This is a genomic window from Flavobacterium sp. B167r, from assembly GCF_056824315.1.
The window spans coordinates 4464072-4480125 of sequence record NZ_CP124859.1 but is presented as its reverse complement, the minus strand read 5'-3'; the positions used below and the strand labels follow the sequence as shown (position 1 = coordinate 4480125).

Genomic DNA, 16054 nt, shown 5'->3' with positions numbered 1-16054 from the left:
TCTTAACTAAAAATAATTTTTAAAATGCAAAAAGTTAAATTAATCTTAGTATTGTTTTTTAATGTCATTGTAATGCAAAGCCAGCAGTACAACGTTGACACATCTTATACGATAAAAAGCACTTATACTAAATTAATTAAGAAATATCCCTTTATTACAATTCCAGAAGTAAAAGCCAATCCAGAGGTTAAAGAAACGTTCGATTTGGTTTACAATCAAAAAGATCGCGCTTTGCATTTTGATGTTTTTATCAATACAAAAAAGAAAAAAAATCCAGCAGTGATTATGATTCACGGTGGAGGTTGGCGATCAGGAAATAAAAGCCATATGCAGTTTATAGGAAAAGAAATTGCTGCAAAAGGCTATTCTTGTTTTGCAATCGAATACAGATTATCATTAGAAGCAAAATATCCTGAAGGGGTTATTGATGTCAAGAATGCAATAAAATTTATTAAAGACAATGCGGCGAAATTTAATGTAGATCCAAACAAAATTGCGGTTTTGGGCTGTTCTTCGGGAGGGCAAATGGCAGGTTTGATTGGTACAACAAATAATAATCCGCTTTTTGAAGATAAAAATTTTAAAAGCAAATCTTCGTCAAAAGTTCACGCCATAATTGATGTTGATGGAGTTTTGGCATTCAAACATCCAGAATCATCAGAAGGAGATATGGCTGCTTTTTGGTTAGGAGGAAAATCAGATGAAATACCTGAGAATTGGAAAAACGCTTCGGCATTAAGCCATACAGACAAAAATACGCCACCCGTTTTATACATCTGCAGCAGTATTCCGAGATTTCATGCAGGAAGAGACGACATGATCAAGATTTTAAACAATTATAAAATCTACAATGAAGTGCAGACAATTCCAGATTCTCCCCATTCATTTTGGTTTTACGACCCTTGGTTTACACAGACAATTTCGTACAGCGTACGATTTTTAGATAAAATTTTTAAATAATTTAGAATACAAATGAAAGCAAAAATCACCACAGCAATTTTATTTTTCGCGGGTTTGACAGCTGTAAATGCGCAGAAATACGATATCAAAACCAATAAAACTTACGCCGAAATTTCTGCAAAAACAGATGGAAAATGGGAAGGAAGAAAATATAAAGGCGGAACTGTTTTTAAAAATGTGGACCGATTAAAATTGGCTCCTGAGCATACAGACCACTCTTTTGATATTCGTTACGAAGGACCAGGATGGGAAAATAATAGAATTGGATATCGTTTGTATTTAGACTGGAGAAATGCTATTGATATCTTCGGAAAAAAGACTTCAGAAAATATTCTTCCACTTGTTGGTCAAGACGGATTTGATTCTTATCATAACATGAGCGATTGGGGAGCTGACATTTTGAAAGCTGGAAAAGGAATCGGAATTGGTTCTATCGATCGTTATTTAAACAACGAAAAATTACACTTCCGTGAAGTAGATTCAACAATTGCAACAGTGGCTAACAAATCAAACGAATCTACAGTAAAAGTAAATTACTACGGATGGAAAACGGCTTCAGATAAAATTGATTTTATTTCAGAATTGACAATTAAACCAGATCAGCTTTACACGCAGCATACAATTAAAGCTTCACAAGCAATACAAGGAATTTGTACTGGAATTGTAAAAACAAAAACGGGTGAATTGCTTAAAAAAGAAAGCAAAAATAAAAAATGGGCATATTTAGCAACTTACGGAGAACAATCTTTGGTTCCGGATAAGTTAGGAATGGCAATTTTTTATGAAATTAGTACTATCGAAAATATTCCAGATACAGATTTAGATTATCTATTAGTTTTCAAACCAACTACAAAAGCGGTGACTTTTTACCTTTTAGGAGCTTGGGAACAAGAGGTGAACGGAATCAAAACAAAAGAAGAATTTGCTAAATATTTAGACAAACAATTGGAAGTACTGAATAAAAAAGGCAAAATGTAATTTTTATGCGCAAATCTCTTTCTACAAACTTCATTTTTAAAGGCATTTTGGTTTTGATTCTAATTTTTGGAAACAAAATTAATGCGCAAGACCAAGCTGATGCAATTCCGTACGACTTAAAATGGTCAGAACGAACAGCGCTTTCTATTTTAAATAAATACCCAAATGCTTGGCAGCTTGACGGAAATGAAAAGCCAAAATGGGATTATAAAATGGGTTTTGTATTATCTGGTTTTGAAAAATTATATCAAAAAACAAACAATAAAAAATACCTGAATTACATCAAAGAATATGTTGATGGAATGATTGACAGTACGGGAAATATCAAAAAATATGATAGTAAAGAATACAATATCGATTGTTTGAATCCAGGAAAACTGTTGTTTAATTTATATGATATAACAAAAGATTCTCGCTATCAGAAGATTCTGGGACAACTTAGAAATCAATTAGAAAGTCAGCCGAGAACACCAAGTGGAGGATTTTGGCACAAACAGATTTATCCAAATCAAATGTGGATTGACGGTTTGTATATGGCAGAACCTTTTTACGCTCAGTTTACCGTTAAATACGAAAAAGGAAAAAGTCTGGATGATATTGCGAAACAATTTGAATTGGTTCAAAATCATATAGTAGATAAAAAAACAGGTTTGGTTTACCAAGCTTGGGATGAAAGTAAAGAGATTGCATGGGCAGATAAACAAACGGGAACTTCGCCAACAATCTGGGGAAGAGGAATTGGCTGGTACATGGTGGCTTTGGTTGAAACGTTAGATTATTTTCCGAAATCACATCCAAAATATAAAGTTTTGGTAGGCTATTTGAATCAGATTGCAAAAAATGTGAATCAGGTTAAAAGTGAAAATGGGCTTTGGTATCAAGTTGCCGATAAACCAGAATTGTACGGAAATTACGTAGAACCATCAGCTTCTGGAATGATTATTTATGCTTTTGCAAAAGGTACGAACAAAGGTTATTTAGCGTCAAGCTATAAATCAACAGCCAAAAAATCATTTGACAGTTTTGTAAAAGAATTTGTGAAAGTAGATAAAAAGGGAGAAGTAAATGTTTTGAATGTTTCATCAAATGTAGGTTTGGGCGGAAAACCATTCCGCGATGGAACAAACAGTTATTATTTAGCTTCTAAAACAAAAGATAACGGTGCAATAGGTTTGGGAGCATTTTTGTTAAGTGCAATCGAATTGGATAAATAAATGTTTTAAAATGGATAGAAAGAAAAAATATTTTGGTTCACTGATTGCGATGGGATGTCTGTTATTTTCATTTTTGAATGTAACGGCTCAGGAAAAAACAATTGCTATTTCTAAAGATTTAAAGTGGTCTGAAAGAATGGCTCTTTCTATTATGAAACGTGATCCAAAAGCTTGGCAGATCGATAATAACGAAAAACCAAAATGGGATTATAAGTTAGGTCTTGTGATGACTGCTTTTGAGAATTTATACAATAAAACACAAAATCCGATTTATTTCAATTATGTTAAAGAGTATTACGAAACGGCAATAAACAGTTCTGGAGATATTCTAAACTATAAATTAGAAGATTACAATATTGATTATATAAATGCTGGTAAAGGGCTTTTTGAAGTTTATAAACAAACAAAAGACGAACGTTATCTGAAGGCTTTGCAACTTTTAAGAAAACAATTAGAGACACATCCGAGAACAAATTCGGGAGGATTTTGGCACAAGAAGATTTATCCAAATCAAATGTGGTTGGATGGTTTGTATATGGGAACTCCTTTTTATGCGCATTACACAGCTGAGTTTCAACAAGGAAAAGGTTTCGATGATATTGCAAAACAGTTTGAGCAGGTTCACCAGCATACTTTAGACCCAAAAACAGGACTTCTTTTCCATGCTTGGGATGAAAGTAAAAAAATGGATTGGGCAAATAAAGAAACGGGAACTTCACCTAATTTTTGGTCACGATCTATTGGCTGGTACATGATGGCTTTGGTAGATGTTTTGGATTACATGCCAAAATATCATCCAAAAAGAAAAGAACTGATTCAGTATTTGAATGACATTTCGAAAGCTGTGGCAAAATATCAAGATAAATCAGGATTATGGTATCAAGTTACAGATGCCGGAAATAAAAAAGGAAATTATCTTGAAGCATCGGGTTCTGAGATGTTTGTTTACGCATTTGCGAAAGGAGCAAAAAAAGGGTATTTGCCAAAAAGCTATAAAAACTTAGCAGAAAAAGGATTTGACGGTATTGTAAAAAAACTCATTACAGTAGATTCAGACGGAGAAATACACATTACACAAGTTTGCGCGAGCGCGGGGTTAGGAGGAAATCCGTATAGAGATGGTTCTTATGAATATTATATAGGTGAAAAAATAAAAATAGACAATTCTCACGGATTAGGGCCTTTTATTTTAGCCGCAGTTGAATTAGAAAAATAGTAGAATTTAAATATATTTTGAAATGAAAAAGAGTAGAAAGCAAGGTTATTTTATGTCGATTTTGATGGCTTGTTTTATGACCATTACAAGTTGTAAAGTAACATCGCAAGAGCCAGCAAAAACAGACATCGTAATTGGAAAAAATGCGAAATGGTCTGATAAAATGGCCTTGACATTGATGAAACGTCATCCAGAAGCATATATGATCGACGATGCTAAAAAGCCAAAGTGGGATTATGTTCACGCTTTAGTATTGCATTCAATCGAAGAATTGTACAAAAAAAATCCGGACCCTAAATACAAAGCTTACATAAGAGGTTATGTAGATAATTTTGTTCAAGCTGACGGAAGCATTAATACTTACGAATTTGAGAAATACAACATTGATTTAGTATTGCCAGGACGTTTGCTTTTTGATGTTTATGAAACTTCAAAAGAAGAGAAATATTTAAAAGCATTGCAATTAATTCGTAAACAACTTACAGAACAGCCAAGAACACAAAGCGGCGGATTCTGGCACAAACAAATCTATCCAAATCAAATGTGGTTAGACGGTTTGTATATGGGAGAGCCTTTCTACGCAGAATATACAGCTAAATTCGAAAACGGAAAAAGCTTTGATGATATCGCAAAACAATTTGAAATAATTCAATTAAAAGCTACAGATCCAAAAACAGGATTATTATACCATGGTTGGGACGAAAGCAAACAAATGCCTTGGGCAAATAAAGAAACAGGAAACTCTCCAAATTTCTGGTCTAGATCTTTAGGCTGGTATGCAATGGCTTTGGTTGATGTTTTAGATTATATGCCAAAAGATCATCCGAAAAGAAAAGACTTGATTAAGTATTTAAATAATGTTTCTGAGGCTTTACTAAAATTCCAAGATAAATCTGGATTGTGGTATCAAGTTACAGATAAACCTGGCGGAAAAGACAATTATTTAGAAGCTTCTGGATCTGCAATGTTTTCGTATGCTTTTGCAAAAGGAGCTAACAAAGGATATTTGCCGGCTAAATTTAAAAAAGCAGCCAACAAAGCTTTTGACGGATTAACAACGGTATTAATCAAAAAAGTGGATCAAGATGGCGGAATCACTTTAACAAACTGTTGTCAAGTTGCCGGTTTAGGTGGAAATCCTTACCGTGACGGATCTTACGAATATTACGTAAACGAAAGAAAAAAAGACAACGATCCTAAGGCAACAGGACCATTTATTTTGGCAGCTTTAGAATTAAATAGATAATCAATTATTAATGATTTACATATAGTTTGTCTTTTCGACCGAAGGGAGAAATCGCACTCGGAATTCGACAAAGATTGGCGACATTCAGTATAGAGTTTCTAGTGCGATTTCTCCCTTCGGTCGAAATGACAAAAAACAAAACGTTAAATTTTCAGAAAATAATAGTTTCAAATGAAAAATATAAAAATCATCCTTTTTCTTCTTGCCATTTTTTGCTTTCAGAAGAATAACGCACAAGTCTGGACATCGGATAACGGAGACGGAACATTTACCAATCCGATTCTGCATGCCGATTATTCAGATCCAGATGTTGTTCGTGTAGGCGATGATTATTATATGACGGCTTCTTCTTTTAACTGTATTCCAGGTCTTCCGATTTTGCATTCTAAAGATTTAGTAAACTGGAAAATTATTGGTCATGCTTTGGTAAAACAGCCGCCTTTTGAAACCTACGATAGAGTTCAGCACGGAAATGGAGTTTGGGCGCCAAGCATAACTTATCATAAAAATGAATTTTACATTTATTATCCTGATCCTGATTTCGGAATTTATTTGATTAAATCAAAAAAAGCAGAAGGGCCTTGGTCTGAACCGCTTTTAGTAAAAGCAGGAAAAGGTTTGATAGATCCTAGTCCGCTTTGGGATACTGATGGTAAAGCGTATATGACTCATGCTTTTGCTGGAAGCCGTGCACAAATTAAAAGCCTTTTGGTAGTTTGTACCATGAATCCAGAAGGTACCGTTGTAAATAACGATGAAGTAATGGTAATTGACGGACATAAAGGCGAAGAAACAATTGAAGGCCCTAAATTTTATAAACGAAATGGCTATTACTATATTTTTGCTCCTGCAGGCGGAGTTCCAACAGGATGGCAGACTATTTTAAGATCGAAAAATGTTTTCGGACCGTATGAAAAAAAGAAGGTTCTAGAACAAGGTTCGACCAAGATAAATGGTCCGCATCAAGGTGCTTGGGTTACGACTCAGACAGGCGAAGATTGGTTTTTTCATTTTCAGGATAAAGAAGCTTACGGACGAATTGTACATCTGCAACCAGTAAAATGGGTAAACGACTGGCCAGTAATGGGCGAGGATTACGATAAAAACGGAATTGGAGAACCAGTTACTACTTATAAAAAACCAAATGTTGGTAAAAAATATCCAATTGAAACTCCAGCAGAATCTGACGAATTTAATGAGCCAAAATTAGGTTTGCAATGGCAATGGCAAGCAAACAGACAAATCAATTGGGGATTTCCAACGAGTTTAGGTTACTTGAATTTATTTTGCAATACATCTTCTCAAAACATCTTCAATGCTCCAAATTTATTGTTGCAGAAATTTCCAGCAGAAGAATTTACAGCCACAACAAAACTGACTTTCAACCCGAGATTAAATAAGGAATCTACAGGTTTAATCGTAATGGGATTAGATTATAGTTTTCTAAGTTTTAAAAATAATGGAGGAAAACTATTCTTAAGTCAGAAAACGGGAACATTTGATAAAACAGTTTCAGAAACAGAAACCACACCGATAGCAATAGAAACCAATACCATTTATTTGAGAGTAAAAATCGGTAAAGAAGGAATTTGCAGCTTCTTTTACAGTTTAGACGATCAAAATTATCAAAAAATTGGAAATGATTTTAAAGCAAAAGAAGGAAAATGGATTGGAGCTAAAGTCGGACTTTTTGCTTTAGGCGAAGAAGTAAAAAACGATTCGGGAAATGTTGAAGTTGATTGGTTTAGAATAACAAAATAAAAAGAAATGATGCAGTTTAAAAAACAAATAGTGCTTTTTTTATGCCTTTGCAGTTTTGCTGTAAAATCTCAAAATACGTACAAAAAATGGTCTGAAATTATTCGAAAGAATGATGCTTCTTGGTTTGCTTCGGCGGAAGCCAAAAAAATAGCAGAGAATGTGTTGCTATACCAAAGAGATATTGGAGGATGGCCAAAGAATATCCAAATGCAAGATGAATTGACTGAAAAGCAGAAAAAGGATTTAATTTCGCTTAAAAAAACGGCTGTAGAAACTACTACAGACAACGGAGCAACTTGTCAGGAAATGCTTTTTATGTCTAAAATGTATGCACAGGTTAAAGACGAACGCTACCAAGAATCTTTCTTAAAAGGCTTAAATTATCTTCTTAAAGCTCAATATGCAAATGGCGGATGGCCACAGTTTTATCCGTTAAAAAAAGGCTATTATACTCATATTACTTACAATGATGATTCGATGGTCAATATTATTAATGTTATAAGAGCTGTTGCAGATCAGACAGATTATTACAGCATTAAACCCTCAGCAGAAATTGTCGAAAAATGTAAAAAAGCATTCGATAAAGGAATTGATTGTGTTTTGAAAACGCAATACAAACAAAACGGAGTTTTAACTGCATGGTGCGCACAGCATGACGAAGTTACACTTGCTCCCGCAAATGCAAGAGCTTTTGAACTAGCATCTTTAAGCGGTTACGAATCGGCTAAAATCACATTGCTTTTAATGTCAATTGATAAGCCTTCGCGAGAAATTGTGACTGCGGTTAAAAGTGCTGCAGCATGGTTTGAAAAAACAAAAATCACCAATTTAGAAGAAAAAAGAGTACTGAATGATGCTGGGAAAATTGTAGATAAAAAAATGATTCCGACCGTAAATGCAAAACCAATTTGGGCAAGATTTATGGATCTAGAAACCAACGAACCATTCTTTTGTGATCGTGACGGAATTAAGAAAAAGTCGCTGGATCAAATTGGATCAGAGAGAAGAAACGGTTATTCGTGGTACTCAGATGCACCCGAAGAAGTTTTGAAAAAATATGCTGATTGGGCAGTTAAAAACGGGACTAAAGTTGGCGCTACAGAAAAGAAAAATATAAACTACATTACAGTAGCACAAGACGGTTCTGGAGATTTTACTAAAATTCAAGATGCCGTTTATGCAACGCCAGCATTTCCGTATGAGAAAGTAACAATCTTTGTAAAAAACGGAATTTATAACGAAAAAGTGCGAATTCCAGAATGGAACAACAATGTCGTTTTACAAGGAGAAAGCAAAGAAAATACAATAATTACTTACGATGATAATTTCTCTAAAATTGGTTTAGGAAGAAATAGTACTTTTTACACGTCTACACTTTTGGTCGAAGGAGATGATTTTTCAGCATCAAATCTTACGATTAAAAATACTTCTGGCGAACATGGACAAGCTATTGCATTATCTGTAGTGGCAAATCGCGCTAAGATTACAAATTGTATACTTTTGGGAAATCAAGATACTTTATATTTGTCTGGAAAAGATGCCAAACAATATTTTAAAGATTGTTATATTGAAGGAACAACCGATTTTATATTTGGAGGCGCAACAGCTTTATTTGAAAATTGTACTATTCACAGTATAAAAAGTTCTTATATCACAGCGGCTTCAACTCCGGAAGGAACTGCATTCGGTTTCGTTTTTAAAAACTGTAAAATCACAGCAAATCCAGAAGCAAAAGACGTTTATTTAGGAAGACCTTGGCGCATTTATGCTAAAACGGTTTTTATAAACTGCGAAATGGGTAATCAAATTAAACCTGAAGGCTGGGAAAATTGGTCAAAACCAGAAGCAGAAAAAAAATCTTTTTACGCAGAATACAATTGCAGCGGAGAAGGATTTCAGCCCTCTAAAAGAGTAAAATGGTCACATCAGCTTTCAAAAAAAGAAGCAACACAATATTCAATCGAAAACATTCTTAAAGACAAAATCGTAAACTGGTATTCTCTTTAGTCACAGTCGCAGTTCTCAGTCGCAGTTTCAGTCGGCACTGAAAACTGGGACTGCGACTGCGACTAGCACGAACTTAAAATAAAAAAACATGAATTTCAAATACCTTTTTCTAATATTCCTTTCATGGGCATCATTTGCACAGAATAGCGATTTTCCGTCTGCTAAAGTGGATTCTATTGTGAAACGAATTCAGCTTCCGCTAATAACTTCCTATCGTATTAATGTTTTGACATTGGGTGCAAAAGGCGATTCTATTACAGACAATAAAAAGGCTTTTGATAAAGCAATGGCCTTGTGTAAAAAGAATAATGGAGGAACAATTATAGTTTCAAAAGGAATTTATAAAATCAACGGACCGATACATTTTGTAAGTAATGTAAGCCTTAGAATTGAAAAAGGAGCTAAAATAAAGTTCAGTGATAATCCCAAAGATTATCTTCCAATGGTTTTAACAAGTTGGGAAGGAACAATGTTATATAATTACAGTCCGCTTATTTATGCTAATAATTGCACGAATATTTCCATTTCTGGAGAAGGAACAATTGACGGAGAAGGAGGAAAAACGTGGAAAACTTTTAAAGCAAAAGAAAACGAAGGCAAAAACAGAAGCCGCGAAATGAACCATAACAATACTCCATTAAGCGAAAGAAAATTTGGAGAAGGTTATTTCTTAAGACCGCAGATGATTCAGTTTCTGAACTGTAAGAACGTTTTGGTTGAAAATGTTAGAATCGAAAATTCGCCATTTTGGTGTCTCCATCTTTTAAAATCTGAAAGCATTACTGTTCGTGGCATAAGCTATAAATCGCTAAATCATAACAACGACGGCATCGATCCAGAATATGCAAAAGACGTTTTAATTGAGAATGTTACTTTCGACAACGGTGACGATAATGTGGCGATAAAAGCAGGAAGAGATCACGAAGGAAGAGCCAATACAGCAACTCCGAGTCAAAACATTGTCATTAGAAATTGTAATTTTAAAGGATTGCATGGAGTTGTAATCGGCAGTGAAATGTCGGCAGGTGTACAGAATGTATTTGTAGAAAATTGCAAAACGGTTGGTTATTTAAAAAGAGGCATTTATTTGAAAACCAATGCTGATCGCGGAGGATATATCAAAAATATATTTGTTAGAAATATTCAATTAGATCAAGTAGAAGACTGCCTTTACATTACAGCCAATTATCATGGAGAAGGAAGAGGTTTTCAATCGGATATATCAAATGTACATTTTTCGAATATCACTTGTAACAAAGCATCAGAATCTGGAATCGTAATTCAAGGATTTCCAGATAAAAAAATCAGAAATATATCCTTAAAAAACATAGAAATTAAAGAAGCAAAAAACGCGTTGTCCAACGAAAACGCAGAAAATGTTTTGATGACAGATGTTTTTATCGGGCAAAAAGCTAGCGTGCCTACGGCAGTTTCGAAAAACTAGAAATTTTACCGCAAAGTACGCAAAGTTTTTTTAAGAAAAATGCCTTTAGAAAACGCAGAGGACGCAAAGCTGTATGTATAAAGATTTGCTGTAGAGACGCAGTGCAGTGCGTCTAACACAAAGAATATCCACAAAGCTTAGCGCCCTTAAGCCAAAGAGGATTAAAAAAGAAAAACTTAGCGTTCTTTGCGTAGCCTTTGCGCACTTTGCGGTTAAAAAATAAACTTAGTGGTAAAATAAAACACACAAGCAAATGAAAAAATACATACTCCTAATACTATTAATCAATACAGCAGCAGTAGCTCAAAAAACTACCTTATATTGCATTGGTGACTCTACAATGGCGAATAAAAAAGACCCTGAAAAAAATCCAGAACACGGATGGGCACAAGTTTTACAACCTTTTTTTACAGATAATATAATTGTAGAAAATAAAGCTGTAAACGGTAGAAGCACAAAGAGTTTTATAGCAGAAAAACGTTGGGATTCAATTTATGATAAACTAAAAAAAGGAGATTATGTTTTTATTGAATTTGGACATAATGACGAAAAAATAGAAGATCCAAGTCGTTACACTAATCCGCATACCGCTTACAGGTATAACCTTATAAAATTTGTAAATGAAAGTAGGGCAAAGGGCGCAATCCCTGTTTTATTGACTTCAATTTCAAGACGTAATTTTAACGAAAAAGGAGTTCTAGTTCCAACACATGGCGATTACCCATTAGAAACCCGTTTGGTAGCTCAGGAATATAAAGTTCCTTTTATCGATTTAGAATATCATACAGAATTATTAGAACAAGCTTACGGACCAGAACAATCTAAGCTGTTGCACTTGCATTTTAAAGCAGGCGAAAATCCGTATTATGATAAAGATAAAGAAGATGATACACATTTGTCTTTAAAAGGAGCAACAGAAATAGCTCAAATTGTTATCAATCAAATCAAACAATTTCAAGATTCTTCTTTGCAGAAACTAAAAAAAGAAATAAAATAGCTTTAGTTTAAACTAAAAAAAAAAAGCAGTGCAGACCTGTAATTTCAACCTTATGAAATTACAGGTTTTTTGTTTTTCTTCTTTTTGTAATTAATGAAAAACCTTCTATTTTGAATTCAGTCTTATTTTGATAGTTTAAAGACTTTAATGTCGATTTTGAGGATTGACTTAGTTATACTTTTGCTTCAAGAATAATAGGAAAAATATACAAGCATGAATATTGCAAACTTTTCGTTAGAATTTCAATTGGATGTTTCAGAAATAAAAATGCTTAACAAAATGTATTTTAAGCATTTGTTTAAAGAACGAATTGTATTTGGTCTTCTGATTGTTTTATTGTTACTGATATTAAATGATTTTAGCCTGCAAATGGATTATTTTGATTGGTTGATAAGAAGTCTGCTTTTGGTTGTTTTTTTTGTAGTAATTCAGTTTTTACTGATAGATGTTATTTCTAAATCGATTTTTAAATTGGCAAAAATAATTATCACATCGAAAAAATCTTCCAATAAATATAAGCTCTCTTTTACCTATTCTGATATTTGTGTGAAATCGCCTTTGGGAGAACTAACTCATAAATGGTCGCAAATTGAAAAAGTTATTCAAACCAAAAACTTCTTATTTCTATATATAAAAGAGCGAAATGGTTATATCATATCTATTTCTAAGAAAGAAAGCAATTCTAGAAAAATTGAAGAACTCCTCTCTTTTGTTGAAAAAAATGTTACTCATGTTATCAAGGTTTAAGCTCCATTTCTAAAAATATAATGCTTGTTAGAAATTGTCTTATTCTTATCTTTTTATGGCTTACTAGGACTGTAAATTACAAATCATAAATATAATTTTACATTTCTTAATTGATGATTATTAAGAAACTAAAATACTTATTACTAGGATCTAAAAAAATGCGAATGGAAAAGGAAAAAATTTTAGTGCGAGATAATAAAGGCACCTTTTTAAAAATGTTTAGAAGAAAATTAAAAGCTGAATTTGATTTTTTTGAAAAATCTTTTTTTGATAATAGCGAAGAAAAGTTAAAGCATTATGATCGCATTATTTATGTAGTTTATGATAAAAATGAACTTCTTGCTTTTCTGCAGCAAAATATAACTAGAAATGTTTTGGTTTGTCTATTTGATAAGCAGTTTTATACAAGTTTGTCATTTTTAGAAGTAATGAATAATTTGATTTTGTTTGATGAGTGTAAAACAAGCAGAGAAATTTTTAAGGAAATAAAAGCTTTTTTTAAAAAGAAAAAAGACTCAACAGCTCATAAAATTTCTTTGAAGCAACCCAATAATATTGAGTTTCCCGAATATTACAGGGCAATGTATTATTTAATGTAATATAATTTTATTTTTTATGTTTTTTTTCTAGCACAAATTAGTGCTTTAAATGCGGGGTAAGTGTGGTGCTTTATCCTGCATTTTTTTTGACAATATATAAGTTAAAAACAGAAGTTTTTTGTTTTTAAGTGTTGTTATAACAATTAAAACTCTTAAATTGTTCTGTAAAAAAATAAAGAATAAGACAGAATGAAAACAAGAGTATTATTTTATCTTCCAATTACTTTAGCAGCAACTTTATTAACAAGCTGTAAAGTTTCTCAAAATGTATCAGAAAAAACGATTGTATTAAAAAACAATAGCTCTTTAGCACTTTCACAAAGAGCAATTTCAATAAAAAGAGAGAATTTGGGAGAAAGCAGTATAAAAGGAACTTTTCCGATTTTACTTTCTAAAAAAGATACAATTCCGGCACAAACCAATGATCTTAATGGCGACGGAAAATGGGACGAACTTTTCTTTACAGCTGATTTTTCGCCAAAGGAAGAAAAAAATATTCAATTAAAGTGGTCTGAAACAGATCCAAAGTTTACAGTAAAAACTAGCGTTCGTTTTGGAAAAAGAGAAGGTAAAAATCTCCCAGTTCATCCAGATACGCAGGAAGTTTTAATGGCAGATCAGGTTCATAAAAAATTGGGATACCAAAAATACCAGACAGACGGGCCAACTTGGGAAAATGACAAGGTTGGTTTTAGACATTATTTGGATGGAAGAAATTCTAAAGATGTTTTCGGAAAAAAGCTTCCAGGGATAACTCCAGAAAATGTAGGCATAAACAGTAAAGGTGCAGTCGAAGACAATTATCATGTTATGTATGATTGGGGAAGAGATATTTTTCCAGTTGGAAATTCTGTAGGTTTAGGCGGTTATGCGTTATTAATTGATAATAAAATAAATCGACTTGGAATTCTAGGAAATGATACAATTAATAATGTCGAAAAAACAACTTTTAAAATTGTAGCAGAAGGGCCAGTAAATTCTGTTCTAAGTTACCAATATCAAAACTGGAAAGCTTCTGAAAATCTTTATCAAGTCCATGAAACCACTTCGATCTGGCTAGGAATGTATGGTTTTAAAAACACAGTTTCAATTGATGGTATCAAAGGGAAAGAAACTTTTCTTGCAGCAATTTCTAATTTAAATAATAAAAACCCGCTTCAGGTTATTGAAGCTGGAGATTGGGTTTGCTTAATTCAGCACGACTATTTGACTTATGAGCGCCAATGGATTTTAGGAACAGCAATTTTAGTTCCTTTAAATGTTTATCAAGGTTATATTGAAGCTCCTAAAACTGGACAGCTGACAGATTCTTATTTAGCAAAATTAAAAGTTGATAATAAAAAAGAAATCAGCTATTATGCAATTGCAGCGTGGGAGTTAAGTGCGGACAAAGGTTTTAATGATTCCGCTTTTTTTACCAAGTATGTGACGAATTTAGCCAACCAGCTTTCTGCTAAAATAAAAATTGAAATAAAGTAATTTTGAAATTATAACGGTTCAAAATGAGAAAGATTCTTGTTGTTTTAGCTTTTATAAGTAGTTTGAATTTATCTTTTTCGCAACACAATCAAGAACATTTTCCTGACGGAACTCCAGTTGATGAGTGGTTCAAAAATCATCAGAAATTGCAATTAAAAGATTTAGGAAAGCAATATCGCATAACAGATTTTGGTGTCAAACAAGACAGTACAATAGTTCAAACTCAGACCATTCAAGCGGTAATTGACCAAGCATCGGCAAATGGAGGCGGTGTAATTGTAATTCCGAAAGGCGTATTCTTGAGCGGTGCTTTGTTTTTTAAACCAAAAACAGCTTTATATTTAGCTAAAGGAGCTGTCTTAAAAGGTTCAGATAATATCATTGATTATCCAATTGGAGCTTCAAGAATTGAAGGGCAAAATCTGGAGTATTTTCCAGCTTTAATTAATGCTTACGGAGTTGATCGCTTTTCTATTTCTGGCGAAGGAACTATAAATGGAAATGGCAAAAAGTTTTGGGAAGCTTTCTGGAAAAGACGCAGTGAAAATCCCGATTGTACAAATCTTGAAGTTTCTAGACCAAGATTAGTTTTTATATGGAACTCAAATGATGTTCAATTTCAGGATGTCAAATTGATTAATTCTGGTTTTTGGACGAATCATTTTTACAAATGCAATAAAGTAAAACTGCTAAATCTTTATATTTTCTCGCCTCATATCGGAATTAAAGCGCCTAGCACAGATGCCGTTGATTTGGATGTCTGCGAAAATGTTTTGATAAAAAACTGCTACATGTCGGTTAATGACGATGCGGTTGCTTTAAAAGGCGGCAAAGGTCCTTATGCTGATAAAGACCAAAATAACGGATCTAATAAAAACATTATAATTGAGGATTGTACTTTTGGATTTTGTCATTCGGCTTTGACCAATGGAAGTGAAGCGATTCATAATCGAAATGTCATTTTTAGAAACAGTAAGATTGAGGGAGCTTCACGATTGCTTTGGCTGAAAATGCGACCAGATACACCACAGCGTTACGAATATATTTTGGTTGAAAATATAGAAGGTCAGGCCGAAACTGGTTTGGCTATTTTTGCTTGGCGACAATTTTACGATTTAAAAGATCGTCAAGATATTCCGTTATCCTTTGGAGATCACATTACTTTAAAAAACATTAATCTCAAATGCACTAATTTTTACGGAGTAGAAAAAGATCCGAACGTGAGATTGAGCAATTTTAGATTTGAAAACTTGAATATAGAATCCTCTAAAACTAAGATTGATAAGAGTATTATAAACGGAATTATATTTAAGCATGTGTATCTCAACAAGATGCTTTTTGAGTGATTTTTTCTCTTTTTTTGGAATTTTTTCATGTAAAAATTAACAAATTGGAGCATTTTCAGC

General features: G+C 33.2%; 13 protein-coding genes. All 13 read left to right on the top strand.

The genetic code is table 11. From position 1 onward, the window contains the following. Positions 1-24 precede the first annotated feature (24 nt). The 13 genes from QLQ96_RS19630 to QLQ96_RS19570 all read left to right on the top strand — a co-directional run bounded on the left by QLQ96_RS19630 (position 25) and on the right by QLQ96_RS19570 (position 15994). On the top strand, positions 25-960 hold the full coding sequence (locus tag QLQ96_RS19630; RefSeq protein ID WP_482492709.1) for an alpha/beta hydrolase fold domain-containing protein: 936 nt from the start codon (positions 25-27) through the stop codon (positions 958-960). 12 nt (positions 961-972) lie between these two features. Further along, positions 973-1938, top strand: a complete 966-nt coding sequence (locus QLQ96_RS19625; RefSeq protein ID WP_482492707.1) for a DUF4861 family protein — start codon at positions 973-975, stop codon at positions 1936-1938. Positions 1939-1943: 5 nt separating this feature from the next. Then, positions 1944-3152 (top strand): glycoside hydrolase family 88/105 protein, encoded by a 1209-nt coding sequence (locus QLQ96_RS19620; protein ID WP_482492705.1) that lies wholly within the window; start codon positions 1944-1946, stop codon positions 3150-3152. 10 nt (positions 3153-3162) lie between these two features. Beyond that, entirely contained in the window at positions 3163-4368 is a 1206-nt protein-coding gene (locus QLQ96_RS19615; protein ID WP_482492703.1) for a glycoside hydrolase family 88/105 protein, read from the top strand. A 22-nt stretch (positions 4369-4390) separates the two neighbouring features. Beyond that, entirely contained in the window at positions 4391-5614 is a 1224-nt protein-coding gene (locus tag QLQ96_RS19610; RefSeq protein ID WP_482492702.1) for a glycoside hydrolase family 88/105 protein, read from the top strand. 171 nt (positions 5615-5785) lie between these two features. Continuing rightward, positions 5786-7375, top strand: coding sequence for a glycoside hydrolase family 43 protein (locus tag QLQ96_RS19605; RefSeq protein ID WP_482492701.1), 1590 nt, complete (start codon positions 5786-5788; stop codon positions 7373-7375). 6 nt (positions 7376-7381) lie between these two features. Beyond that, positions 7382-9382, top strand: a complete 2001-nt coding sequence (gene pelA / locus QLQ96_RS19600) for a pectate lyase (RefSeq protein ID WP_482492699.1) — start codon at positions 7382-7384, stop codon at positions 9380-9382. Between the two features lie 88 nt (positions 9383-9470). After that, complete coding sequence (locus QLQ96_RS19595; RefSeq protein WP_482492696.1) at positions 9471-10826, top strand: glycoside hydrolase family 28 protein; 1356 nt, start codon at positions 9471-9473, stop codon at positions 10824-10826. A gap of 253 nt (positions 10827-11079) precedes the next feature. Further along, positions 11080-11823, top strand: a complete 744-nt coding sequence (locus QLQ96_RS19590) for a rhamnogalacturonan acetylesterase (RefSeq protein ID WP_482492694.1) — start codon at positions 11080-11082, stop codon at positions 11821-11823. Positions 11824-12036: 213 nt separating this feature from the next. Next, positions 12037-12570 carry a YcxB family protein gene (locus QLQ96_RS19585; protein ID WP_482492692.1) on the top strand — a complete coding sequence of 178 codons (534 nt, stop codon included), beginning with the start codon at positions 12037-12039 and terminating at the stop codon, positions 12568-12570. A gap of 164 nt (positions 12571-12734) precedes the next feature. Next, on the top strand, positions 12735-13169 hold the full coding sequence (locus QLQ96_RS19580) for a hypothetical protein (RefSeq protein ID WP_482492690.1): 435 nt from the start codon (positions 12735-12737) through the stop codon (positions 13167-13169). A 189-nt stretch (positions 13170-13358) separates the two neighbouring features. Next, a complete protein-coding gene (locus tag QLQ96_RS19575; protein WP_482492689.1) occupies positions 13359-14648 on the top strand; it encodes a DUF4861 domain-containing protein in 1290 nt (429 codons plus the stop codon). Between the two features lie 23 nt (positions 14649-14671). After that, a complete protein-coding gene (locus QLQ96_RS19570; RefSeq protein WP_482492688.1) occupies positions 14672-15994 on the top strand; it encodes a rhamnogalacturonidase in 1323 nt (440 codons plus the stop codon). The last annotated feature ends 60 nt before the right edge of the window (positions 15995-16054 follow it).

Excerpts from the sequence above, each read along its gene's own strand:
- QLQ96_RS19630 (WP_482492709.1), top strand. The coding sequence starts at position 25 with ATGCAAAAAGTTAAATTAATCTTAGTATTGTTTTTTAATGTCATTGTA.
- QLQ96_RS19625 (WP_482492707.1), top strand. The coding sequence starts at position 973 with ATGAAAGCAAAAATCACCACAGCAATTTTATTTTTCGCGGGTTTGACA.
- QLQ96_RS19620 (WP_482492705.1), top strand. The coding sequence starts at position 1,944 with ATGCGCAAATCTCTTTCTACAAACTTCATTTTTAAAGGCATTTTGGTT.
- QLQ96_RS19615 (WP_482492703.1), top strand. The coding sequence starts at position 3,163 with ATGGATAGAAAGAAAAAATATTTTGGTTCACTGATTGCGATGGGATGT.
- QLQ96_RS19610 (WP_482492702.1), top strand. The coding sequence starts at position 4,391 with ATGAAAAAGAGTAGAAAGCAAGGTTATTTTATGTCGATTTTGATGGCT.
- QLQ96_RS19605 (WP_482492701.1), top strand. The coding sequence starts at position 5,786 with ATGAAAAATATAAAAATCATCCTTTTTCTTCTTGCCATTTTTTGCTTT.
- pelA (WP_482492699.1), top strand. The coding sequence starts at position 7,382 with ATGATGCAGTTTAAAAAACAAATAGTGCTTTTTTTATGCCTTTGCAGT.
- QLQ96_RS19595 (WP_482492696.1), top strand. The coding sequence starts at position 9,471 with ATGAATTTCAAATACCTTTTTCTAATATTCCTTTCATGGGCATCATTT.
- QLQ96_RS19590 (WP_482492694.1), top strand. The coding sequence starts at position 11,080 with ATGAAAAAATACATACTCCTAATACTATTAATCAATACAGCAGCAGTA.
- QLQ96_RS19585 (WP_482492692.1), top strand. The coding sequence starts at position 12,037 with ATGAATATTGCAAACTTTTCGTTAGAATTTCAATTGGATGTTTCAGAA.
- QLQ96_RS19580 (WP_482492690.1), top strand. The coding sequence starts at position 12,735 with ATGGAAAAGGAAAAAATTTTAGTGCGAGATAATAAAGGCACCTTTTTA.
- QLQ96_RS19575 (WP_482492689.1), top strand. The coding sequence starts at position 13,359 with ATGAAAACAAGAGTATTATTTTATCTTCCAATTACTTTAGCAGCAACT.
- QLQ96_RS19570 (WP_482492688.1), top strand. The coding sequence starts at position 14,672 with ATGAGAAAGATTCTTGTTGTTTTAGCTTTTATAAGTAGTTTGAATTTA.